General features: G+C 37.6%; 18 protein-coding genes. 5 read left to right on the forward strand and 13 right to left on the reverse strand.

The features are described from left to right. Positions 1-62: 62 nt before the first annotated feature. The 5 genes from IGM13_RS12085 to IGM13_RS12105 form a co-directional block, all read right to left on the reverse strand. Complete coding sequence (locus IGM13_RS12085; RefSeq protein ID WP_256927221.1) at positions 63-1,232, reverse strand: restriction endonuclease subunit S; 1,170 nt, start codon at positions 1,230-1,232, stop codon at positions 63-65. Continuing rightward, complete coding sequence (locus IGM13_RS12090; RefSeq protein ID WP_002419564.1) at positions 1,229-2,821, reverse strand: type I restriction-modification system subunit M; 1,593 nt, start codon at positions 2,819-2,821, stop codon at positions 1,229-1,231. The genes IGM13_RS12085 and IGM13_RS12090 overlap by 4 nt, the downstream gene beginning before the upstream one ends. A gap of 22 nt (positions 2,822-2,843) precedes the next feature. Further along, complete coding sequence (locus IGM13_RS12095; RefSeq protein ID WP_002419565.1) at positions 2,844-5,828, reverse strand: DEAD/DEAH box helicase family protein; 2,985 nt, start codon at positions 5,826-5,828, stop codon at positions 2,844-2,846. Positions 5,829-6,001: 173 nt separating this feature from the next. After that, positions 6,002-6,907 carry an EcsC family protein gene (locus IGM13_RS12100; protein WP_002419566.1) on the reverse strand — a complete coding sequence of 302 codons (906 nt, stop codon included), beginning with the start codon at positions 6,905-6,907 and terminating at the stop codon, positions 6,002-6,004. Between the two features lie 33 nt (positions 6,908-6,940). Next, positions 6,941-8,614 carry a PucR family transcriptional regulator gene (locus IGM13_RS12105; RefSeq protein ID WP_002419567.1) on the reverse strand — a complete coding sequence of 558 codons (1,674 nt, stop codon included), beginning with the start codon at positions 8,612-8,614 and terminating at the stop codon, positions 6,941-6,943. 127 nt (positions 8,615-8,741) lie between these two features. Here IGM13_RS12105 and IGM13_RS12110 point away from each other — a divergent pair, with 127 nt between their 5' ends. The 5 genes from IGM13_RS12110 (at position 8,742) to IGM13_RS12130 (ending at position 15,321) form a co-directional block, all read left to right on the forward strand. Then, positions 8,742-9,608: a DUF2877 domain-containing protein gene (locus IGM13_RS12110; protein ID WP_002380923.1), complete on the forward strand. Its 867-nt coding sequence runs from the start codon at positions 8,742-8,744 to the stop codon at positions 9,606-9,608. Next, on the forward strand, positions 9,586-11,145 hold the full coding sequence (gene fdrA, locus IGM13_RS12115) for an acyl-CoA synthetase FdrA (RefSeq protein ID WP_002419569.1): 1,560 nt from the start codon (positions 9,586-9,588) through the stop codon (positions 11,143-11,145). The genes IGM13_RS12110 and fdrA overlap by 23 nt, the downstream gene beginning before the upstream one ends. Then, positions 11,132-12,556: a DUF1116 domain-containing protein gene (locus tag IGM13_RS12120; protein ID WP_002383302.1), complete on the forward strand. Its 1,425-nt coding sequence runs from the start codon at positions 11,132-11,134 to the stop codon at positions 12,554-12,556. Before fdrA ends, IGM13_RS12120 begins: the two co-directional genes overlap by 14 nt. A gap of 43 nt (positions 12,557-12,599) precedes the next feature. Next, the gene (locus IGM13_RS12125; protein WP_002419571.1) at positions 12,600-13,781 is read left to right on the forward strand and encodes a hypothetical protein; all 1,182 of its coding nucleotides are present in this window, start codon (positions 12,600-12,602) and stop codon (positions 13,779-13,781) included. Positions 13,782-13,881: 100 nt separating this feature from the next. Then, positions 13,882-15,321 carry a helix-turn-helix domain-containing protein gene (locus IGM13_RS12130; protein ID WP_002419572.1) on the forward strand — a complete coding sequence of 480 codons (1,440 nt, stop codon included), beginning with the start codon at positions 13,882-13,884 and terminating at the stop codon, positions 15,319-15,321. A 5-nt stretch (positions 15,322-15,326) separates the two neighbouring features. Here the strand turns inward: IGM13_RS12130 and IGM13_RS12135 are convergent, their stop codons facing one another. The 8 genes from IGM13_RS12135 to gst all read right to left on the reverse strand — a co-directional run bounded on the left by IGM13_RS12135 (position 15,327) and on the right by gst (position 24,732). After that, positions 15,327-17,879 carry a cation-transporting P-type ATPase gene (locus IGM13_RS12135; protein ID WP_002419573.1) on the reverse strand — a complete coding sequence of 851 codons (2,553 nt, stop codon included), beginning with the start codon at positions 17,877-17,879 and terminating at the stop codon, positions 15,327-15,329. 149 nt (positions 17,880-18,028) lie between these two features. Next, positions 18,029-19,291, reverse strand: a complete 1,263-nt coding sequence (gene sstT / locus IGM13_RS12140) for a serine/threonine transporter SstT (RefSeq protein ID WP_002383297.1) — start codon at positions 19,289-19,291, stop codon at positions 18,029-18,031. Between the two features lie 128 nt (positions 19,292-19,419). Continuing rightward, positions 19,420-19,803, reverse strand: a complete 384-nt coding sequence (locus IGM13_RS12145; RefSeq protein WP_002355036.1) for a potassium channel family protein — start codon at positions 19,801-19,803, stop codon at positions 19,420-19,422. 102 nt (positions 19,804-19,905) lie between these two features. Then, entirely contained in the window at positions 19,906-20,646 is a 741-nt protein-coding gene (gene truA / locus IGM13_RS12150; protein WP_002355033.1) for a tRNA pseudouridine(38-40) synthase TruA, read from the reverse strand. Between the two features lie 111 nt (positions 20,647-20,757). Beyond that, positions 20,758-22,539: a hypothetical protein gene (locus IGM13_RS12155; protein ID WP_002419576.1), complete on the reverse strand. Its 1,782-nt coding sequence runs from the start codon at positions 22,537-22,539 to the stop codon at positions 20,758-20,760. Positions 22,540-22,690: 151 nt separating this feature from the next. After that, positions 22,691-23,617, reverse strand: a complete 927-nt coding sequence (locus IGM13_RS12160; RefSeq protein WP_002419578.1) for an anti-sigma factor — start codon at positions 23,615-23,617, stop codon at positions 22,691-22,693. A gap of 2 nt (positions 23,618-23,619) precedes the next feature. Next, positions 23,620-24,084 (reverse strand): RNA polymerase sigma factor, encoded by a 465-nt coding sequence (locus tag IGM13_RS12165; RefSeq protein WP_002383292.1) that lies wholly within the window; start codon positions 24,082-24,084, stop codon positions 23,620-23,622. A gap of 138 nt (positions 24,085-24,222) precedes the next feature. Further along, the gene (gene gst, locus IGM13_RS12170; protein ID WP_002419580.1) at positions 24,223-24,732 is read right to left on the reverse strand and encodes a DinB family glutathione transferase; all 510 of its coding nucleotides are present in this window, start codon (positions 24,730-24,732) and stop codon (positions 24,223-24,225) included. Positions 24,733-25,048 lie beyond the last annotated feature (316 nt).

Here is a 25,048-nt window from a genome sequence, read left to right on the forward strand (position 1 = left end):
GTTGATGAACGAATCATCTTTTTTATTATCTCGGAGGTAGGAAAGTGTGTAAATATTCAGTTTTATATGAACATATTTTGTAGATAGGATTTTTTTAGGGATTTTAGTTGGTTCAGTTTATTTTGGTGGAGAGTTATGGTATTGTCAAGTTGTTTTATGAAGTTTCCAATTTTTCTTTGTTCCTCAAACCGTGGCATATTTATATCGAACACGCTATACTTAGAAATCCAATGTCGTTCGTGACCTTGTGGACTATATTTAATATTCTTCAATATTCTATAAACAAAATAAAAGTCATTTCTTTCATGCACTACAGTTAATAATTTTATTGCAGAACTTTTTACTTTAAACGGGAAATCTACATAATGTGAACCTGTTGTAAAATCATCAAAAATAATTACTGGATTTTCTTTACTTACATCTTTCACACCATCTAATTCATTAGTATATCCCAAAATAAAACTTTGTCCAGCTGTCAAAACAGGAATATTAAATTTATCGTCATAGTTTGTTGTTTTCACAATATATTTTGTTGGTTGCTCATAATTAAGAATGTTACCCAACTTACACTGTTCCCATTCTCCCTTAAAGTTAGCAAATCTTAACTTAGGAACTTTATTATTTTTAGTATTCATTGAAACGAACATTACTTGCAGATACGCTTTCTTCAACTCTTTCAACTGATCCGACTTACGCTGATGAAGAGTGATGGTCTTGTTGATTTGTTTAAAAAAATATCCAATTTTCTCTTGTTCTGCTAATAACTTGGGAAGTTTAAATTCTCTTTGTTCCATATTACTTTTTGTAACATGTACCATAGTTGTTCCATTAGTATTCTGCTTAATTCGTTCTTTATCAGTTTCTAGCCATATATTTAGATATTGTTTATCTATATTTGGATCAATAATATCTAATTTCCAAATATGGTAGTGATATATTACTCGTTCGTTATCCCAGATTTCTGGACCAAAACTTGTTGCCCAAAGATACAATAAATCTCCCTTGTTTGCATATTTTTCTTCTGGAAGTTCTAGGTCTGAATAATACCATCTATCATTTGTATTGAAGTTTCCTACTCTAAGGACTCTATATTTTCCAGTATCCAAAAGCTCTTTCTGTTTGTATGCTCTTCCATTTATAAACCTAACTGAATCCCCCAACTTACACAGTTCCCAATCTTCACTAAACCCACGAAACCGGAGCCGAGGGACCTTTTTCATCTCGTCCCTCATCCTCCAAACACCTCTTTCGTGGCATCTATCAGTGCTTGGGTTTCTTCCGTTACCACTAGGTCATCAAGCATAGCTAATAACTCAGCTTCTACTTTTTTTATTTCCTCGTTAGTATTTTTAATGTCGTTGTTTAGCGCCACTAAATCAACAGGTGGCTCTTCTTCGTATGTGTCAACATATCTAGGGATATTCAAATTATAGTCATTTTCTTTAATTTCATCTAACGTTGCGAGATGTGAATATTTCTCTATTTCTTTGCGCTGAACCACAGTATCGACAATTTTATCGACATCTTCTGGGCGCAAATGATTTTGTTTTTTTAATTTTTCAAATTCTCTACTTGCATCAACAAATAAAATATCAGAAGCCGTACGATTTTTTCTTAAAATCAAGACACAAACTGGAATAGATGTATTCAAGAATAATTTATCTGGGAATCCAATCACTGTTTCAATTTGGTGTTTGTCAATTAACGCTTTTCGAATACGACCTTCTGCGGCTCCTCTAAATAATACGCCGTGAGGTAAAATAATCGCCATGCGGCCATTGTCTTCTAAATGGTATAAACAATGGAGTAAAAACGCATAATCCGCTTTGGTTTTCGGCGCAATACCATATTCACGCCAACGAGGATCATCTTCACGATCTTTATTGTTCCAATGAGCTGAGTAGGGCGGATTTGCCATAACCGCATCAAACATTCTTGGATTATCTTTCCCATCTACTACGCCATCTGGCCAGTCACTTTCAAGTGTATCCGCATGATTAATACTAATATCATTGTACTCTACACCATGCATCATTAAGTTCATTCGCGATAAGCGATACGGTGTGGCATCTTTTTCTTGCCCAAAATATTTAATCATACCTCGCTTATGTGAATTTTTCATATAGCTAGCTGTTGTTAGCAACAACGACCCCGAACCAACCGTTGGATCATAAATAGAAAAACTTTCCTCTTCTTCACGACCAGATGTTAAAATTCGTGCCATTACGTTAGAGATTTCTTTCGGTGTATAGTATTGACCCATATCAGAAGCCAAGACTGTTGCAAATTGAGCAACTAAATATTCATAGATATCTGATACTGTATCATCACTACCTGACAAATCAAATTCTGGTGAAGAAAGCAACTCAATCATTGAAATCATGACACTAGCACGAGCTTGTGCATTCGCGCCTAAATCGGCACTATCAAAGCGCATACCATCAAAAATCCCTTCAAAATCGCCTTTTGCTTCAAAGGCAATTTGCTGATTGAAATGACCAAATGTATCAGTCATCATCCCAATATTAAAACGATCTTCATCGATTGCTTTTTTCCAATCATCAAAAAAATCATTTGGTTGAATTGCGTAACCTAAGTTTTTTTGCATATATTCTAATGCTTTTGAGGGATTCTGTGCATAAATGTTTTCCCAAGTTTCTCCACGTGTGACATCATCTAGCCAACGTGTGGCTTTTTCTGATAGGTATTTATAAAATAAAATACCAAAAATATAATCTTTATATGCTGTCAAACCAATTTGTCCACGTGTTTGATTCAACATCGCCCACATCTTCGTTTGTTGTTCTTGTGATAAAGTCATCGTATTCTGTCCTTCTTTCTAATTATAATGAATTGAAAAATTTCATTAGGGCTTCTTCAAACTCGGCGGCACCAAAAAAGTCAATATTTTCTTCTTTTTCGATTTCACGAACTAAATCTGCCAAATTAGGATTATCAATGAGTGTGTGACCAGGTAAAAATAAATCAAATGCCTCAACTACTCGATTTCCATTTACATCTTGGTCAGCCGCCCATCGCCGAATTTTCAATTCTCGAAGATTTGTCCGTCTTTTCTTACGCTCTTGTTGAAGCGTTTCAGTAGTGAAGTGTTCCGTAATTTCACCAGATTCAATATCATCGACAATTTCATTAATTTCTTGACGACTTTCATCATCCATTGGAGTAATATGTTTATCAATCGCTTCTCGATTATGCTCTGTTTTTTCATCCATAAAGTTATTTAACAATTCAACTAACATATCATAGTCAATAATTTCATGGTCAAAAAATTCAATTCCTATTTTAATTTCAGTTAAATCGGGTCGTTCTGATTCAGGTAGTTTTTCTTTAGTATCATATAATCTCGCTTGTAACGCGCCAAATTCGTCAGTATTGGCAATATCTAAGCGAATCATTTCACCAGTTGGTTCATTGTTATCATCTAAAACATCAATCTCGGTTCCTAACTCATATCCTTGCTGAATCAATTGTTGAATCTTACTCTGCGCTGGAAAAGCCAAGTTGACAAATTCTCTGATATCATTAGTTCCACGAGGCACTTGGCTAAAATCATCCCCTGCTAGTTCTTTTAAACGAGCAATTGTTCCTTCTAATTCTTGGATTTGATGACTTTGTGGTTTAGCTAAAATATCATCATCTATTATATTTTCATTTGAATTATTTGTTTCGTCTTCCGCTTCTTGTAATGTGTCGTTTCCGCCTCGTGTATAGATACGCAATGCATTTTCTACATATTCTTTCATGGCATCGCCTTGGCGATAGAAGCGAACTTTTCCATGTGGTTTACTGTCACGGTTCAGCGTTCGATTGGTACGCGACATCGCTTGAATCAGCATACCTTCTTTAAGCATTTTATCCATATAAATCATGTTAATAAATTTTGAATCAAAACCTGTGAGCAGTTGATCTGAAACAATCACTAAATCTAAACGATCTTCTTCTTTTCCTTGATTGTATGGTTTCTTACGAGCTAGTCGTTTAGTAATATCAATCATATACGCACGTGCTGGGTCTTTCGCAGAAAGAATACTTGGTACATTGAATTTTTCGGTGTAAGCTTTAATTGCTTTTTTTAAAGCTTCATTTTGCTCTTTTGTACCATTTTTATTTGATTCATCCGTTGAAAAAGTCATGGTTACATTTAAGTGCGGTGCTTTTTCTTTAAAAATATTGTAATAATGTACTACTGCTTGTTTACCAGAGACTGCTAACATTGCTTGAAAAGTATTTTCTTTTCGGGCCCCACCTATTAACGGTCCGCTAGAGGTTTTTTTCCAATTGTCCAAAATGTCTTGAACGACTTGACGACGGTAAACATCACTTTGATAGACTTCTTTTTCATATTCTTGTTCAGAAAAATCACTTTCTGCATTTTCAACGACCCAATGAGGCTTGAAATAAGTGACGTCAAAGCCTAGAACATTGCCATCACCAATTGCATCTTTAATGGTATAGGTATGCAATCTTTTCCCAAAAATATCATGTGTTGAAATGTCTCTTGTTGTTGTCACATCGTTAATTTCATCACTATAAAAATTGGGCGTTCCAGTAAAGCCAAACCATGTTGTTTTCTTAAATGCTTTTTTTATTAACTGAACAGATTCACCGCTGGCACTTCGATGCGCTTCATCCATGATAATGACATTCCACTCATCATTTGTTAGACCATTTTTCACCGCTTTTGTTAAACCTTGAACAGAAATTAGTAAAATTTGTGAAGCACCTTTATGTTTTAGTTCTCGTTTAAGTTCACGGCCATTAACTTTTTTGATTCGTTTTTTAAAGTGCATATACGCAAAGTCTTTAAAGTTTTCTAATGTCTGGTCAATTAAATCGACACGATCAACAATAAACAAAACGTTGCGAACTCTTGGCGCAGAAGCTAATAATTGAGCAACTTTAAAAGAGGTCACCGTTTTACCTGAACCCGTCGTATGCCAAATATAACCGCCTTCTTTTTCAATTAGGCCACTGGATTCCATTTCTTTCATACGTTGTAAAATGCCTCGTGTTGCTTGAATTTGATAGCTACGCATAACCATCAAATTATCATTTGATGCATCTGGAATCATATTGACAGTGACTAACCGATGTAATGCAGGAATCCCCATGACTTGGTGAGCAAATTCAAAAGCATCTGTAATATCTTTATTTCTTTCATCACGCCAGCCAAAAACAAATGTTTTATTATAATGTTCAAAGGCATTAGGTCGTGCAAAATAATGCGCTGAGTGTTGACTTAAAATAAATTGGACTTGTACAAAAGCAAATAAGCCCTCATATAATCCATCGCCATGATAGCCTTTCAATTGTTCAAATGCATGCCATTGATTTTGTAAATGTTCATCTTTTTCTTCGATATGCGCAACAGGAATTCCATTAATCAATAACGCTAAATCAATAATTCTCTTGGATGTTAAACCTTTAGGTAAATTATTAAACATTACTTGGCTAACAACCTCATAACGTGAACGACCACCAGCCACATCATCTGAATAAAAAATTTCAATTTCTAAACTTGATCCATCATCCCGAACAAGCGGAATTGAGCCAACACCACCTGCTCCAACCAATAATAATTGAGCATCGTAAGGTGTTCGAATACGTTGTAATTCTTGGAGAATCATTTTGAATTCATTATCAGATAACGGTGTACCATTTAATTTATGTGCATTTGTTTCATTTAATACATCGTGCCAATGCTGCTCTAACTTTTTAATACTTACATTCGATAAGTCTTTACGATAAGTCCAACCCTCAGACTCAAGCTTTTTTATTAACGCTTCTTCAAATTTTGCTTCTGCCAATTAAATACTTCCTCTCGCTTTTAATGAGAACAAATTCCGTAAATAAAGCCTTTTCTCTCGCTCTAACAACAAGAACTTACGCTGTCATACAGTGTAAGTGTAATGAATTACCCCAACTTTTTCAATAAAAAATGGAATCTTTATTGAAAAGATTCCATTTTTTATTGATTAAATTATCCTTCTTGTATAATCGTTTCTTTTAGCTTTATATATTCGGCTTCTGTCAAAATCTTTTTCTCAAATAAGGCATGTGCTCGCTCTAGTTTACTAAAAATATCGTCCGCATGTTTGGTGGTCTCTGTTTCAGGTTGTTCTGAAATAACTTCAAAATCGGCTTCTAAAATTTCTAAATCTTTTTCTGCATCTTCTTGAGTATAGCCTATGTTTTTACTTAATTCATCCTTTAACCTCATAGCCATTGGTTTCATAGAGGCATAATTAATGCCGCCGGAAACAACGCCGCCTAAAACGGGAATTGCTTTAGAAACACCTTTCGCAAAAGTTGCTTTTGTTAATTTCGTCCCAAAAACAGCTAATATTTTTTTCAATATTGGGAAGAGAAACGTTTTTGTCAAAGCTTTTTGTGGTAGACGTTTTAGTGCTTGAATAGACAACCTATTAGACAAAATCCGAACGACCGAACCAGCTGACGTTACCCCTAACATGATTCCCAAGTATAAAATCAGTGTATTTTTGGCTTCTTCTGTCAATTCATCTTGATTGTTCCATAAATCATGGTAGCCATAAATATAAGAAATTTCTTGCGCTAATTTTAAAGAATAGCCATAGAATTGCGCAATATCTGCAGGAATGGTAGCTGCCATAGCCAGACCACCTGGAATTCCTGTCGCAAATGAAATTGTGCTCGACTGCATAACTGCTTGGTTAATACATTTTTGGGCGGCTCGGTCTAGTTCTTTTTTTGATAAGACTTTTTCTGGTCCGTCATCAAATAATTCTTGTACATTGTCCACTTTATCTTGAAACATTTTTGTCAAAAAAGCATTTCGATTCACTTTGACACCAGGTAATTTTAACGACTCATTCACTACTTTCAACGCTAATACTTCTTCTTCCAACTGTAGGCCTCCTATTTTTACGCATAAATTCTCTTACAGTGTACTCCTTTTATCTTTCAAAAACAACGCCACTTCCAGCGCCAACAAATCCACTTCCTTATCAAAATCCAACAGAACTAGCTGTTCAATTTTCTCCAATCGTTGTAACAAAGTATTACGATGAATAAAGAGCTTTTTGGCTGTTTGAGACAAGTTTCGTTTTGATTGAAAATAGACATTCAGTGTATGGACAAAGTCGGTATGTTGCTGTTGATCACTTTTCTGCAATGGTTGAAGATATTTTTTTCTGAGGGTTGCTTGTCCTTCTTCTAAAAAATAACGTTGTAGTGTCTGTCTAAAATGAAAATTCGCGTAGGAAGCAATCCTCATTTCAGGTTCTTCTGCAACGAATTGACGTTGAAAGGCTAAAATGTCAATCGCTTGTTGATAAGATTCATGAATCTGGGTCAGACCTTGAATCTTAGGTCCTATTGTTAGGAAAAGTTCCACATCTTCTTGTACTTTCATTAACTGATTTATGCTGCTTTTTGCTAGGCGTTGCATCATTTTCAGATAATCGCCTTCTTTTTCAGGTGGATCTTCAACTAATAAAATAAAGGAACTATCAATTTCAATACAAACAATTTTTTGTTTATCCCCTAAGATAACTTGGTTTAACTGGTTACCTAAAATAGACATTTTTTCTTGCCTTTGGCGTTCATTTAAGGTTAATGAAATTAGCAAAATCGCATAGGGCTTATCTATTGCCAAGCGATAATACTGTTGAAATTGTTGGAAAACAGCTTGATCCCTCTTTTCATACGCAATCAGCTTAAAAAATAATTCGTTTCGTTGTTGGTATTCTTCAAATTTCCGTGAGTATTCCAATTGCAATTGTAAAAGTAAGTAATGAGCTGTGATTTTAAAATGAGCCACGTCGACTGGTCGTAATGGGGCCAAGGTGTTCCAGACGAGTAAATAATATAAAATAACATTTTTCTTTTTAATTGGATAAATTTCAATTGGCACCACTTGGTTCTGGAGTTTCAACTGTAAATGAATCGGTTCTTGATAAAAGCGTAGTAATGGATGACTTTGTTCAAGTAATTGTTTTTGGAACTCTGAGGTTTCTTGTCTATCTTCTAAAATGCTAGAAATACGAATTGGATTTTTAGGCAAGTCAAAAAAATTAACTCCTTCAAAGTGGTCATTCAATAACAAGACAGGATTTTGAATGGTTTCTGCTAGATCCTGCAGCAAATGAAAACTGCTACTTCCCGTTTCTAAGATTTGATAAATTTTATTATGCAATGCGGTTTCTTGCGCATTCATGTCAAATTGTTCTAACGTGACACGACTTTTCAACACGTCAGCAATTTGCGAAAAGGTGTAATTGTAAGGAATTGCTAAAATAGGAACGTTCATTTCATCTGCTAATTTGATTAGGTCTGGTGGAACTTCTTCAAAATAACGTTGGGTTTTAAATCCCAAGGCAGCACAATGGTGTTTGGCTAGTTCTTTCAAAAAATTTTTCTGTAATTTCCGATCATCTTTAAATATGTACCCTGTCGTTAACAGCAGCTCACCTGCTGTTAGCCAATCTAAAATATCAGGATTTTCTAAAATATTGACTTTTAAAATCGGTTGGTCCTGATTTTTATGTCCTGCCACTAAGGTAATGCCAGGTAATTCTTCTAACGTTAATAAATCACTCACTTTTAACATCATTTATCCTCCCAATGTACAAATTGTCCATTCAAACTTGTAAATCAATGTCATTTTTAGCAATTGTTTAGCGTGCTGGATTCTTTTATTATGAAGTCGTGAAAGCGCTATTAAAAAGGAGGTCGTTGGAATGACAAAAATTTTAGCTTATGACCAAACGATTTTATCGAAACTCCCTCATCAAACATTGACTAGTTTGCAATGTTTTACGCACGCTATTAATTATGGTCATGTAGACACCCAAGAAATTCTCTTGACCATTTCAACGCATCCCGAACATATAGCACCTAACACGATTATACTCGATGAAAAAAAACTTAGCCATTTCGCTGATTTACCTGTCCAAATTGAGCCCCTGTTTATCCGGTTAGGCCGACGACAATTAACCCTAGCCGATGCCCAAATTTGGCAACCAACGCCACTTTATTTAACACCCAGTAAAACAAAGATAGCTATTTTTTTAACGTATATTCAGCAAACTCGTTTCAATCCTTGGCAAGCGCTTTTTCCTGCTTCGTCGTCAACCTTTCTTTTTGATTCTTATAGTCGGACCCAGATTCAAAAAGAAATGGTTCATTTTCAACAGGCTTGGGCGCAAAAATCTTTTAAAATAGCTCTTGATTGTTTAACGAAGATTTTAGGATTGGGGATTGGTTTAACCCCCACTGGCGATGATTTTATCACAGGATTACTTGCTAGTTTTTCTGCATTACAGCAACTTCCCTCGAATTTCCAACAGCTGGCTGTGCTAGCCAAGGAACGAACGAATGCGGTCAGTTATGCGGAAATCCATGAAGCAGTGAACGAGCGGTTTTCTCAACTAGTTCAGCGTGTTTTTTTATCAATTGAAAGCGGAAATACAAACGAAATGGCTCAAGCAGTTTCAGCTTTAGAGGAGGTGGGCTCAACTTCAGGAAGCGACATACTTTGCGGCATTATTTTTGGTTTAAAACTATTTTGTGAGGAGAATAATCATGACAATTCAAACAGTAATTAAAGAGAACGCCTATTTTGATTCAGTTACTTTAATGACCATTTCAACACGAGCCAATGAACTGGCTGGAGTTAAAACCGCAATGATTGGGATGGGAACCGACATGAATCTTGAAGTGATTCGGAATGTTGGTTTATATACACCCGCCTTGGAGCATGTTACAACAGGTGATTTATTAATTGTTTTAGATCTTGATGACCAAGCGAACTCAGAAGAAATTTTACAGCAAGTCGACGAGTTATTTACAAAGAAAAAGAAAACCGCTTCTTCTGAAGTAACCTATAAGACGTTAGATTCAGCCCTTCATGAAGAGCCTGATGCCAACTTAGTTGTAATTTCTGTCAATGGAAAATTTGCTGCACGAGAAGCGCATAAAGCTTTAGATCAGCAAAAACATGTCATGCTCTTTAGTGATAACGTGACGGTTGACGAGGAATTAGCGTTAAAACAAAAAGCACACGAAAAAGAACTGTTTGTGATGGGCCCTGATTGTGGAACAGCGATTATTAATGGCGTTGGGTTATGTTTTGCTAACGAGGTACGTTCAGGAGATATTGGAATTGTCGGCGCTTCTGGTACAGGTAGCCAAGAAGTTAGTGTCCAAATCCATAAATATGGTTATGGGATTTCACAATTAATTGGTACTGGTGGCCGTGATTTGTCTGCTGAAATTGGTGGGCTGATGATGCTTGACGGGCTGGATGCTTTAATGGTTGACGAACAAACTAAGGCAATTTTGCTTATTTCTAAACCGCCTGCTCCAGAAGTAATAGAGAAAATTTTAAAAAAATTAGCTGTTTCAACTAAACCAGTTGTTATTTATTTTATCGGCAGTGAACAAACGGAACGAAAAATAGACAACGTCACTTTTGCTACTTCTTCTCTGGATGCAGTTCAAAAGGTGATTCAATTTAGTCAAACACAGGAAGCGGAAACCAGCCTCTATCAAAATCCGACAGGCGCAACGTTAACAACCATCCAACAGCAACAAGCCCCTTCTCAAAAATTTGTTCGTGGGTTGTTCTGTGGTGGCACTCTTTGTGATGAACTTTTATATGCTTTAACAGAAGTCTCTGATGATGTTTATAGTAATATTCATAAAATTCCTGAACGGCAATTAGCAAATCCTGACCACAGCCAAGCACATACATTGATTGATTTCGGTGATGATCGTTTCACAGAAGGCCGCCCACATCCAATGATCGATCCGACTTCTCGGATTACTCGCATTCTTCAAGAAGCCAAAGATCCTGAAGTGGCAGTTTTAGCGTTAGATTTTGAATTAGGTTATGGTTCTCACGAAAATCCTGTTGGCGTGTTAGCGGAGGCGTTAAAGGAAGCCAAAGCAATAGCGAAATCAGATGGTCGTGAGTTAGCCATTATTGGCTATGTTTTAGGGACCGAAGAAGATCCACAAGATATTCATGAACAGCGGAAAATTTTAGAAGATTTAGAGGTTCTCGTTGTCGACAGCAGTCATCAACTTTGCGAAGCCACCAAAACTTTTGTAAAAGGAGCGAACGAACATGAGCAGAAATGATCTTTTTAAACAGCCTTTAGATACGATCAATGTAGGCATTGACTTTATTCATGAAGATATGAAAAAACAAGGGATTCCTTCACATCAAGTAAATTGGGCACCGCCAGCCAATGGTGACCCAGAGCTATTGAAATTATTGGATCAATTAAAAAATCCAACACTTTATGAAAAAATCCAACAAGCCAACGAAGAAGCGGTTACCCGCATTATTCAATCAAAACCTATTTTAGTGGGATTTGATAAAGCAATTAATGTCATGCCCAATATGACTGAAACGACCATTTTACATGCTGGACCACCCATTACTTATGAAAATATGTGCGGACCGATGAAAGGTGCCGTTCAAGGAGCGCTTGTTTTTGAAGGATTAGCAAAAGATCTAGCTGATGCCGATCGGGTTGCTCGTTCTGGCGCGATTACGTTTTCTCCTTGTCATGAACATGATGCCGTTGGTTCTATGGCTGGCGTGACTTCTCCGAATATGTACGTTCATATTATCAAAAATGAAACGTACGGCAACACAGCTTTTACTAATTTAAGTGAACAATTGGCGAAAGTTTTACGATTTGGTGCAAATGATCAATCCGTCGTGGATCGCCTGATTTGGATGCGCGATGTTTTAGGTCCATTACTTCATGATGCCATGACTTTTTGTCCAGAAGGCATTGATTTACGCTTAATGCTTTCGCAAGCCTTGCATATGGGCGATGAGTGCCATAATCGCAATGTAGCCGGAAGTACGTTGTTAGTCCAAGCATTAACACCTTACATGGTTCAAACTGATTTTTCTCGTGAACAATTAAAAGAAGTATTTGAATTTCTTGGCAGTTCTGACTATTTTTCTGGTCCGACTTGGATGGGCGCCGCTAAATGTGCGTTAGATGCTGGGCATAATGTGGAGAATAGTACAATTGTCACCACCATGTGTCGAAACGGGGTCGAATTTGGAATTCGTGTCAGTGGGATTGGTGGAAATCACTGGTTTACGGGGCCTGCCCAACGGGTGATTGGTCCGATGTTTGCTGGTTACACACAAGAAGATGCTGGTTTGGATATGGGCGATAGTGCTATTACAGAAACGTATGGTGTTGGCGGATTTGCCATGGCAGCTGCACCAGCAATTGTCCCATTAGTTGGCGGAACAGTGGCAGAAGCATTGAATTATTCAAAAGAAATGCTGGAAATTACTACGAAAGAAAATCCCAATGTCACGATTCCTGTTTTAGATTTTATGGGGATTCCTTCAGGCATTGATATCTTAAAAGTCTTAGAAACAGGGATGCTGCCTGTCATTAATACTGCTATTGCTCATAAAGAACCGGGGATTGGTATGATTGGCGCTGGATTGACTAATCCGCCAGCAAATGTCTTTAACGAGGCACTAAAAGCTTTAGTAGCTAAAATAAACTAATTTCAAAAACTTAGTAAAATGTCATTTTTTTTGGAGCGATCATATGAAAAATAAATCGATCAATTACGAAGCCGTTTTAGCTCTTGTTGTAAAAATTTTTTTGGGAATGTTCCTGTATTGGATCATGAATGGCTTTCGACATGTGTCTAACTTTTTTCCTTACAATGACGTAGTTACCAAAGTGAATCAGCAGGGATTTTACAAATTTATCTATTTTGTTATGAACTTCACGGAAGGAGAATTTTACGGTGGACTTTTTACAACGCTTTTCTTACTAATCGGCGGTCTGATTGCTTGGCAACTTTATCGAAAAAATTCAAAATGGCAGGGATTTGCAATTGCTGGTGGTTCTGGTGCTTGGCCTTGGGTACTTGCTTCTCAGCTACTTTCCCTCTTTTTAACTATTTATGTTTTTGATTTTACACGCTTTTTTACAAAAGAAGTGTTGTGGTTACCAACGTTTATTGTAGTGGTCGGCACGCCGCCAGCTTTAACACTCGTTTACGGTCCTGGCTGGAAAAAATTAGGAACGATTTCTCTGTTGAGTGCGCTTTTCACTTTTCCGTTTGCCAATTGGCTGAATGCGCAATTGATGCCTCTTTTAAATGTGCCTGGTACAGTTTCCAACGTTACCACAATGGCTTTTGTTGGCTGGATTGTTTCAGCCATCTGTCATCAACTTCCTTGGATGGTTCCTTCTGTTGCACCAATCGCTCAGAAGCGGCAAAAACAACCTAAAATTGAAAATACGCAAACCTTTCAATGGTCAATACGACGCACTTTTGCTGACTTCTCCGAAGCTTGGTTTTATGGAAATGAGTTAGTTGGAGGTTTGGTAATTCTAGGCGTTTTAACAGATTGGTTTGTCAATATTAATCATATTACAAATGGTTCTGGCTTGGTTCCTGACATTTTAATGGGACAAATGATTACTTCGGCTGTTGGTGTTTTTCTTTATCGAAAACATTTCGCTGAAGAAGGTTGGTATCCAACGTTTATGCCACTGGTCAGCATTGTTCCTGGTGTGATTTTAATGATGGGTGGTGGTTTTTGGCTTTCCCTGACCATCGCCGTTTTAGCAGGAATCAGTGCGGCCCCTGTCGGTAACTATATTGCTAAACGATTACCTCCGTTTGTTCCTGATGCTGTCGGCTTTGTATCAGGAATGGCTGTTGTAACTATTTTATTGTCAGCCGTTTTGCATACATTTGATATTTTTGTATAGTGAATAAAAAGAAGCGAATGACGATTCGCTTCTTTTTTTAATTGACCAATCCCCTTTTTATCCGTATTCTTAAGCAAAAGGAGGTTTTGCCATGTACTCCATGTTAAAACGTGTGATAACGGAAAAAGATTTGCTTCGGCAAATTCGTTTGTTGGAACAGTTATTAAATGTTCCTCAGCTGACAGCCAAGCGTTTAGCCACGCAAATCCAGACGACAGAGCGAACCGTTTTTTCGGATTTACAATATATTCGCAGTCAATTACCCGCCGACTGGTCCATTGAAACCGATAGCAGTGGTATTCGGTTACGCAATCAGGGGAATGCGCAAACCAATGAGCTTTGGTCATTATTTTTACCTCAATCCATTAGTATTCAGCTATTAAAAGAACTACTATTTACGAAAGAGTTAGTGACAACTTCTTTTTTGAGCACTAGTGGTGTTTCTTATGAAACTTTGAAGCGACATATCAAAAAAATGAATCAGGCCTTACGTGATTTTCATTTAACGATTCAACTAACCACGACGACCATTCAGCTAATCGGGGCAGAAAGCAATATTCGGATTTTTTATCATCGTTTGTTGGTGCCTTTTACTCATAATAATTATTTTTTTGACGATTATTCGATTCATGAGGAGCATTATTTTCAATTTTTGAAACAAGTTTACAGTAGTGAGTTGACGGTGGAAACGGAAGAAATTTTTGGTGCTTGTTGGTTTTTCATTAACACGATTCGCAACAAAGCCAATTGCCGAGTGAGTCAATTTTCTTTTGACTCAAAAGATGTCTTGTTTCAACTTTATCAACCGTCCTTAGCAAAACTTTATGCTTCTGAAGGCATCTATTTGCAAGGAGAAGAAAGTTTTTTCGCCTTCTTTTGTTTCTTAGAAAGCTGGAATTACGATAATGTCTATGGCGAAACGTTGGCTTCTGCGCTCCACACTCATTACAGTCAGCTGCGAAAGTCGTTACAACAGTTTGTCACTAATTTGTCCACTGAAGAAGCCCGGCCTGATTTAATCCAAACAAATTTATTGGATAATCTGTTATTGTTATTCATTAAATATACCGAGTCCCCAACACTTTCTGAGCAATTTCAATTGGAATATCAAGAATTAATGACCGAACAAGCCGCAGAGGACCTTGCGTTATCAAAGAGCAACCAAGAACTTTTGGAGATTTTATCTCGCTACACCACGATTGAAGAACCAACTTATTTTCTTAGTTTGGCTTCTTTGTTAGAAAAACAAGCCATTTATTCCATTCAGGCGCAAACGATGACTGCCTATTTCCTCTTTCAAGGGGAACCTGCTTGGAAAGCTTTTTTACAACAAGAATTAGCTGCTTATTTAGGTACTCGTGTGAAATTACAAGCTATTGAATATGTGGAACTAAGCCAGTTGACGTTAAATGAAGCCGACATAATTATTTCCAATTTCCCCTTGGATCATCTTGATCTTCCTGTCTTTTATCTCTCTTTAATTCCAACAAAAAATGAACTCCGCCGACTAGCAGAGCTCACTCTTCATTCTTATTTTTAAAGGAACTAGCGAGGACATTCGCTAGTTTTTTGGCTTTCTTTCGTCATGAATCGTTTGGTTATATATTTTTCCCCTTCAACAAGGAAAAACAGACTCACAACATGGACGAAAATCATTGCTAATTGAAGGCCATTTAAAGAAGTTGTGCCAATTAATTGCTGCGCTACTGGCCAGTAAACTACTAGCGCTTGTAGTAAAAAGAGGATTCCTAATGAAGCAAACAACACTTTATTTTGGAAAAATCCTGTGCTTAACGACGGATCAACCAACTTACGACAGTTGATCATATACGCTGCTTGCGCTAAGACGATACTTTGTAAGAGGAACGTTTGCTGTAAGGCTTGTCCCTCAAATTGTAACGCCATGAGGTAACCTGGTACCATAATGAGTACCGACACATAGACGATTCTAAAAATACTGTACTTTGTTAAAATGCCTTCGTTGACATCTCTTGGTGGTCGTTTCATAGTATCAGCACTCGCTTTTTCAAAACCTAATGCATAAGACAAAGTAATCGTAGTTACCATGTTTACCCATAATATCTGGACAGGTGTCAACGGTAGAGGATGATTCATTAAAAGCGCCCAGACAACAATTAAACCTTGTGCTAAAGAGGTTGGCAAGAAGAAGGTAATCGTCTTTTTCAAGTTATCAAAAATGCGGCGTCCTTCTTTCACGGCTTTAGCAATCGTATGGAAATTATCATCTGCCAAAACCATATCTGCGGCTTGTTTGGTTACTTCACTTCCTTTAATTCCCATGGCAATTCCGACATCAGCTTTCTTTAGTGCTGGCGCATCGTTCACGCCATCGCCGGTCATCCCGACAATTTCACTATTGTTTTGTAACGCCGTGACAATTCGTAATTTATGTTCTGGCGTCGTTCGTGCAAATACATCGACTTTTTGAACGTGCTGGGCTAATTCTTCATCTGACATAGCATCAATTTCTAATCCTTCAAGGACTTTTTTCGTATGCTTTAAACCAACTTGCTCGCCAATGGCTTGCGCGGTATCTTTATGGTCTCCAGTAATCATTTTGACTGAGATACCTGCTTCTTGAGATTCTTTGACGGCTTGAATGGCACTTTCTTTTGGCGGATCGATGATGCCTGCCAGTCCAGCAAACGTCAATCCTGACAATGTTTCATGTGTCAGTTCCTGTTGTGACGTAACTGTCTTATAAGCGAAACCTAATACCCGTTGTCCTTTTTGCGCTAATTGCGCAGCTTGTGCTTGCCAAGCACCTTTTTGATTATCAGATAACGTAGAAAGTTGTAACAATACTTCTGGCGCACCTTTGACATAAATAATTGAACCTTCTGCTTGCGGATGGCGAGTGGCCATGTATTTATAACTTGAACTAAACGGAATTTTCTTTTCTACAGGGCGTAAAGACAGTTGATCCTGATCAACATATTGTAGTAAAGCTAACTCGGTAGGATTCCCTTGCAAGTCGGCGATTTTTTGTTGGTCTTGTAATTTCAATTCTTGGCAGTTGGCCATAATCTCTTTGACAATGGCCATTTCTTCAGTCACTACATCCATTACCGTCATTTCATTTTTAGTTAGCGTTCCTGTTTTGTCTGAACAGATAACTGTCATTGAACCTAATGTTTCAACGGAAGGCATGCCTTTAATAATCGCATTTTCTCTAGCCATCTCATGAACACCCATCGATAAAATCATCGTTAACACAGCAGGTAAGCCTTCTGGAATCATTGCTACAATTAATGCAATCATCGCAGAAAATAAGAGGCTCCATTCCATGCCATGACGAAAAGTGGTAAAGAAAATCAGAAACAAGATCAAGACCATAATCCCTTGGAAAATTTGCTTGTTTAATTGGTGCATTTTCCGTACGAGCGGCGTTGTTTTTTGATCTACTGACTGCAACGCGTGATTAATTTTTCCAACTTCAGTGGCATCTCCTGTTTCTACTACAACGCCTAAGGCTGAGCCCGCTTGGACAAGTGTTCCTGAAAAAGCCAAATTCTTTTGATCGCCTGTTGGCAATTCTTCATTCAAGGAACCGGTAATTTTCTCCACGGCTTCTGATTCGCCTGTCAAAATTGATTCTTCAATCATCAGATTATGAACGTCAAATAAGCGCAAATCTGCTGGAACTACATCGCCAGCTTGTAACGTGACTACATCTCCCAGAACCAATGTTTCAGAAGAAACGGTTGTTTTTTGTCCATCAATTAGAACGACTGCCTCTTGGCCCATCATCTGTTTCAGGCCGTCTAATGATTCTTCTGCTTTACGCTCTTGCCAATAACCGACAAAGCCATTGACAAGTACCACTAGAAAAATGATACTTCCTTCGACCACTTCGCCTGTGGCAAATTTTAGAATTGCGGCAGCGAGTAAGACCACCATTAGTAAATCTGTAAAATGTTTGGCTAGCTTTTGCCACGTTTTCAGTTGTTGTTTTTCTTCAATTTTATTTGGACCATTCGTTTGTAAACGTTGCTGACGTTCTTCGCTAGAAAGACCCGTTTGCTTCGTCTTAGTCTGCTCGATTACTTTTGTTGAGGAAAGTTGATACCATTTCATTTCGTGTACCTCCTATTTACTTGATACCTTTATTATAGAGAGGATTTTCTTCACAAAATGGTCGATAATTTCAGTGGCCCCTGAAAAAAATGGGGCCGAGATTATTAAAGAAAAGAACAACCCACATTTTAGCGGATTGTTCCTTTCTTTTAAATATTTTCTTGTTCGACCACCAATTGACTTTTGCCAATTAACGCTTTAACATCAATGATTTCACCATTTTTACGTCGGTCTGCTAACTCAACTGAGGTGGTAAACAACAAGTCACTAGAAGAGTTCAACGCTGTTTCAATGGAATCTTGGACTACGCCGACGATAAAGCCAACGCCGACGACTTGCATGGCAATGTCATTGGAAATGCCAAACAAACTACATGCAAGCGGAATTAACAACAAGGAGCCACCAGCAATTCCTGAAGCCCCACAAGCAGAAACAGCGGCGATGATGCTCAACAATAATGCTAAATAGATTGGCACGGACATCCCTAATGTGTGGACTGCCGCCAATGTCATAATAGTAATCGTAATGGCTGCGCCACCCATATTAATCGTTGCGCCCAGCGGAATAGAGACCGCATAAGATTCTTCATTTAAATCCATTGCTTTCGCCAATTCCATATTAATGGGAATATTGGCCGCAGAACTGCGTGTAAAGAATGCGGGAATCGCACTTTCCTTTAATACAAAAAAGACTAACGGATACGGATTTTGCCGAATATTCCAAAAAACAATCGCTGGATAAACGACTAAAGCAACTACGGCCATCGTACCAATTAACAATAATAGTAACTGACCATACTTGGCTAACCCTGCAATGCCTGTTGTTGCCACCGAATGAAACACCAAACCTAGAATTCCAATTGGCGCAATGCCGATAATCATTTGAACGACCGTGGTAATCCCTGTTGAAAGATTGGCAATCACATCCTTGGTAGCGACCGAACTTTGACGTAGCCCAATGCCGATTAATGAGGACCAAAATAAAACAGATAAATAATTGCCTTCAATCATCGCTTGAATCGGATTTTGGACAACGCTTGTTAACACATTACTTAAAACATCACTAAGTTGCGTTGGGGCTGCTTGCGATTCCTGCGCCGCCTCCAAGACAATCTTAACGGGAAACAGATAGCTTGCTGTCACGGCAACAACAGCTGCCAAAAATGTCGCTAACAGATACACAACTAAAATTGATCCAACATATGTTTTCGCCCCAGCCTTTTGTTGGGCTAGCGACGCAATAATTAAGACAAAAACTAAAATCGGCGCAATTGCTTTTAAGGCGCCCACAAACAATTCACCAAGAACGCTGATGAAGGTCCATTCAGGCACCAAGAAACCCAAGGTGGTTCCAATCACAATCCCTATCATGATTTTTTGAATTAACGATAATTTCCGAATCGCTTTGACCATTCACTTCACGCTCCTTTAAAATAAAATACAGTTTGGGACATACTACCATAATTATTAAGATAAAAAAAGAGTGTTTCTCAAAAAACTTTCATTTTTCGAGAAACACTTGGTCAACTCCTCAATTTCGTCTATTTTTCTGAAGACTTTTCCGCTGAATGTTCTTTGTTTTTATGGTGATGGTGGTGATGACTTTGTTTAGAATACAGGTAGGATTTTGCTACGACCGAAATAAACATAGCCATAATCCCCAAGCCTACTGTAGCATAAACCATGGTGAAAATTTTTCCCAAGTCAGTAACTGGATGCACATCTCCATAACCAATCGTGGTTAACGTCATGAAACTTAAATATAACGAATCTAATGGCGACAATTTTTCCACTGTTGAATAAAAAATAGTCCCACTCAACAACGTGGTTGCCAGTAAAAAGAACAAGGCACGAGTGTCTTCTTTTTTTAAGATACCTAAAAAAGATGAAAATAATTTTTTGACAGAAATAAGTAAAGATAGCAACAAAATGACCTCTTTCTATTGTTAATCTCTTCTTAACGTTAGCACTTTTCAAAAAAAGTTCAACTTTTTAATTGGTGTGGTTAAAGAAAATTTATTTTTTTGTTATTTATAATACACTTCATCTAAAAACAACCCTTGTGCCGGAGCCGTTTCACCTGCGCCTTCTCGGACTTTTGTTGCAAATAATTCGTCAATTATCGCTAATTCTTTGGTGCCTGCACCAATTTCTAAAAGTGTCCCAACGAGGATGCGGACCATTTTATGCAAGAAACCATTGCCCACAAAAGTGAACTGTAACATTTCGCCGTTTCTTTCAATCGTAATCTTTTCAATCGTTCGAGTAGTCGATTTTTTGGTTTTTTTCAATGCTGAAAAACCAATAAAATCATGGGTCCCTATTAATTTTTGGCAAGCTTGTTCCATTTTTTCTTGATCCAACGCTTTGGGAAAGTGAAAACTATGATACCGTTCAAAGGCATTAGGAATTGGGCTATTCCAAACATAGTAGCTGTATTGTTTGCCTGTGGCGTTATACCGTGCATGAAAACGTTCAGGCATTTCTGTAACTTCTTTAACAACAATATCGCCAGGTAAATATCGATTTAAAAAGGATAACATTTCGGTTGTTGTTAGTGAACTAGTCGTTTTAAAATTCGCTACTTGACCACGTGCATGTGTGCCGGCATCTGTTCTGCCTGAGCCAATAATTTCAATCGGTTCACCTGTCATTTGTGTTAAAATACTTTCAATTTTCCCTTGAATCGTTTTCTCTGAATTGCCTAGTCGTTGCCAACCTGAGTATCTTTTACCATCATATTCAATGGTTAATTTTATGTTGCGCATGGGCGAAGCTCCTTCGTATTCTTTTTCTCTCTTATCATAGCAGAAATAGGTGGATTTTTCTTCTTTTCCAAGAATAAAACACCTCTTTTCCATAGAAAAGAGGTGTTTTATTTAGTTTAATCCTTCAATTTTCAATTCTTCAACATTCGCTGCTTTAGCATTTTCAGTCACTACGGCTTTAAATGTCACTTGGTCGCCCTCTTTTAAGAATAGCGCCAGCGGACTGTTATTAGTCGTTACGCTAAAAATGGTTTTTTCATCTTCTAGTAAAAATGAAACTACCGTTTGCGCTTCCCCAGCTACTACTGAGACACGAGCTACTTTACCTTGCATCGTTTTCAAGTTGGCTTTGTCTGTATTTTCATTGTTACTTCCTTTGGTTACTAACTCAATTCGATAAGCGTCTAATGCGCCTTGTGCCGTGTCTGCATCAATCACAATATCATTATCTACGGCGTTTATATAGACATATTTTTTGAAAATCCCTTTACTGTCCATTAACGAAACAATCCACGTTGGCACGCCATCAATGTTATAAAGGACTGGCATACTAGCTTTCCATTTCTTTTCTGGATAAATTTTTGAGGCGATAGAAATGGCGCCATCACTATCCATAATGCCGACTTTAGTATCACGATAATACGTAACTTGACCTGTTCGGGCATTGATTAAGGAGTAACCTAAAGCGGAATCTTGGTCTTTTTCACTACTTGTAAAGTCCGTAAAATAAAGCAACTGGTTCCCTTCCTTGTTCATCATCGGCGTAATTTGTCCTGATGCATAAATACCATTTTCAGTTGGAATTTTAACATCTTTTTTGGCACCAAACATTGTCTGGTTCCACCAGCCTTGACTGTAACGACCAAAGAATTCATTTAAGCTATTCGCCGCTGAGCTAGTAATCGGCGCATCAACGAAACTTGGGGCTTTTTGACTGTCATAAACGTTAACTTCTCCTGTTGTAGCATTCAATACTGCCGTTTTAAATTCATTATAGTGCATGCGACCAGAAACCCCATACTCTTTGTAAAGCGTTTGAATATAGTAAGGATTCCCTTGGTCATCCAGCTCTAAATTGATTGTGCCAGTTGCTGCATAACCTGGATAAGCGGAATAAATTTTTCGTGCGGCATCTTTGCCAAAGTAAGCTGAAGGAGTATAAACAATTGGTTTTTCTACAAATTCTGGCTGTGCGTTGATATCTGTTGCACTAATGATGAAATAGCCAGGTACTTCCCCCAGTTTTAGCCATTTAAAGAAGCCATTAAATTCGACTGTTGCTACATAAACATACTCGCCATTGACAACTTGTGCCGTTATACCATCCAAAGTAAACATATTGGAATTGGGAATGACAGAAAATTTCTGTAACATTTTTCGTTTCGCCGTTTGTGGTGCAATCGCAATGGGTGTTTCTTTCGCCGAAGTTAAAACTTCAGCTTTTTCTTCCGTTTTTAAAGGAATCGTTTGATAAATTTCATCAATAGAAGAGATTCTGGTAATACTACTGACAATGGTCAACAAAATCATTGCCAAAACGGCAACACCCAAAATTTTGCCAGACCAGTCTTTGTTAGCCGTTTTGTTGGTATTCTTCCCTACTTCTTTGCGGCCCTTTTGGATACCAGGAACTTCGACTTTACTAGCTAAGCGTGTACTTAATAACACCCCACTAGCAATCACTGCGCCAATCAGATTAATCCATAACACGGTTGAAAGATTTTTACTTGGCAAAGTCACAAATAAAAAGATACCTAACAAGAGCAATTCAATCGCCATTAATAGAATGGTCCCCTTACTCTTTTTCCCTTTATTCGCTACAATTTTGGCGCCATTCGCAACTAAGATCCCGATACCAAAAAATAACGTTAACCCAATAAAATTAAAAAACATTCACTTGCCCTCCTCATAGATAAGTAAAAAAAGTGCTCCCACGCATTGTAGAAGCACTTCCTGTGATCCATTCTATTATAACGTTTTCTATTTTTACTGACAATATCGTTGAAGCAAAATCAGTCGGAAGGCTTAGAGTTCTGAAGAACGTTTATTTCTCTGGCTGAATATAAGGAACGATAGGTACGGTCACGCCAATTGAAGCACCACGAACAAAAGGTTCATTTTGTAAGGCTTTGAAATTTTTGGTTTGTCCGGTAAGCATGACTCCCCAAATAGGTAATTTTTCGACTTTTTTATTTTTATTTTGTTGGATAAACTTTTGGCCTTCTTGGTTGTCAGCAAACAACGGGGATTTTTCTAAGGTTTCAAAAAAGTGTTGCTTGTCGTTTTCAGGATCAAATATTTCGTTGTGATCGTCCATGCTTAATTGAAAACCATAAGGCAGCGTACCAGAAGGACCTTCTTTTTCATTAACCGTTTTGGAGTAAACATAGAGCCAAACTAAGTTGACATTGCTCGGTAACATTTTGCGGACTTCTTCATATGGATAAGGTTTATCAAAAGAAATCGCCACTTCCGCTACTTGGTTTTCCATTTTATCTAATTCACTTAATTCGTTTTTAACATCACCATAGTAATTGGTAATCGCTGGGTTATAAAAAGATGCTACTTTCTGCTTGGTTTGTCGGTTGTATTCATAAAAATTCTTAGAAGAATAATAGCTACCAGGATAGACTTCATTCCAGTCAATCGAATTTCTGAAAAAGCTATATCTGCTACGTAAATTACTCCACTCCACCGTGTAACCATCAATATTTTTTGAACGATTGGTCACAACTTCGCCCCCAAAAGGCGAACTATTAGCAATTACTTGGGAGTCTAATTGAGTGTTTGGTGAAGCAATCATTTCTTGATCATTTATTACTTCTAGTAAGGCCTGATAGTTTTTCGTCGAAAGTTTATCCATTCCCACAAAAAAACCGACAAACAATACGGCAAAACTAACAACGGTTATGGCACCAATCACGATAAATTGTTTTCTTTTCGCTTTACGAATACTTTTTTTTAAATCCACTTCTATTCCTCCAGTTCTTTTTTTAATTTTTGACGTGTGCGATACAATTTTTTGCGAACATTTTCAACAGATAATTCTAAAATCAACGCAATCTCGGCATACGATAATTGATAATAATATTTCAAAAGTAATAGTTCTTGTTCCTCATCTTTTAAGGAATCGATCAATAATAATAACTCTTGCCCTTCCATTTTTTCTATTGATTGTACAGGATGGCTGTTTGCCACAAAAGTGCGTTCTCGTTTCTTTTTTCGATACATCGTAATGTAGTAATTAAATGTTACTCGGAAAAACCACGGGCGTAGATTTTCTGATGTAATTTCAGGTAATATTGAAAAAATCGTTGTATATGTTTGCGACACTGCATCTTGTGCATCTTCAAGACTTGCTCCTCGGCGAATCAAGACTTGGATGACTTCTTGCCCCAAAGAAAATAGTACTTCGTCAAAATTTGCCTCCTTTTTCATCTGATTGCTCCTTTCACTTATACAACGTTTCAACTAGGGAAAAAGTGGACAGTCCTTCGCTCATTATTTTTATGTATTTTTTCTTTCAATAAAAAATGCTCCTGCTTAAGCAGAAGCATTTTTGTTTTTGCTTATTTATCATTTTCCAATGACTAATCTTCGTGTATAAACGGCTTGCCCAGAATGCATCACTGCATCATCAATCGCTGAAACTAAACGCACTTGTCTAGTCACCGGTGGGGTCCAATTTTTATCAATCACGTCTGACAATTGTTCTTCTTTGATTTGGTCTAAATAGCTTTTGGTAAGTGCCACACTGGCAGCCAAATAGTCACTAAGCAATTGCTTTTCTGCCACCACGACTTTCGCCGCTTCCGCTGGTGTGTGATGCCAGTCTTCTGTTTCATCTGGCAAATCCAAGGCAAATTTTTCTGTCCAGTGTTGGCTAAGCCATAACGGTTCACTATGATTAAGTGCGGAAATTTGTAGGTCTAATTCTCTGGCTGTGTGCCACATCAGCCAAGTAACAGACTTGATTAATGGTGCGGGCATCGTGTTTGCTTCGGCAACGGTCATTTGTGCAAGTGTTTCTTCAAAACGTTCATGTGCTCGGTCAAGGGTTTCACTAGAAAGTTGAGTGACTTTCATAAAAATACCTCCTTTGTGTTGGTGCCTGTTCTTTCGTTTCTATTTTCTATTATACTGCAAAAGAATCCGTTGTAGTTCTTTTTTGGCTGCGGTATCTGCGGAAAGGGTAAAGATCACTTTCTTCAAAAATAACACTTCCCTAAGTAAAAAAGAATTGACAATTCTCTTAGTTTCCCTTAGTATGTGGAAAAGTACCTTTAAGATAGTCCGAGAGGCTAACAAGGCAAAGTTCTGTAAAATTCTGTATTTTTGTATAGTGAATGATACGAGATGTCTTGCCCTTTTTTTGTGTGCAAGGCTTTTTTTGCGCGGTGCT

The organism is Enterococcus sp. DIV0561 (assembly GCF_050539875.1).
In the GTDB taxonomy this organism is placed as follows: Bacteria; Bacillota; Bacilli; order Lactobacillales; family Enterococcaceae; genus Enterococcus; species Enterococcus faecalis.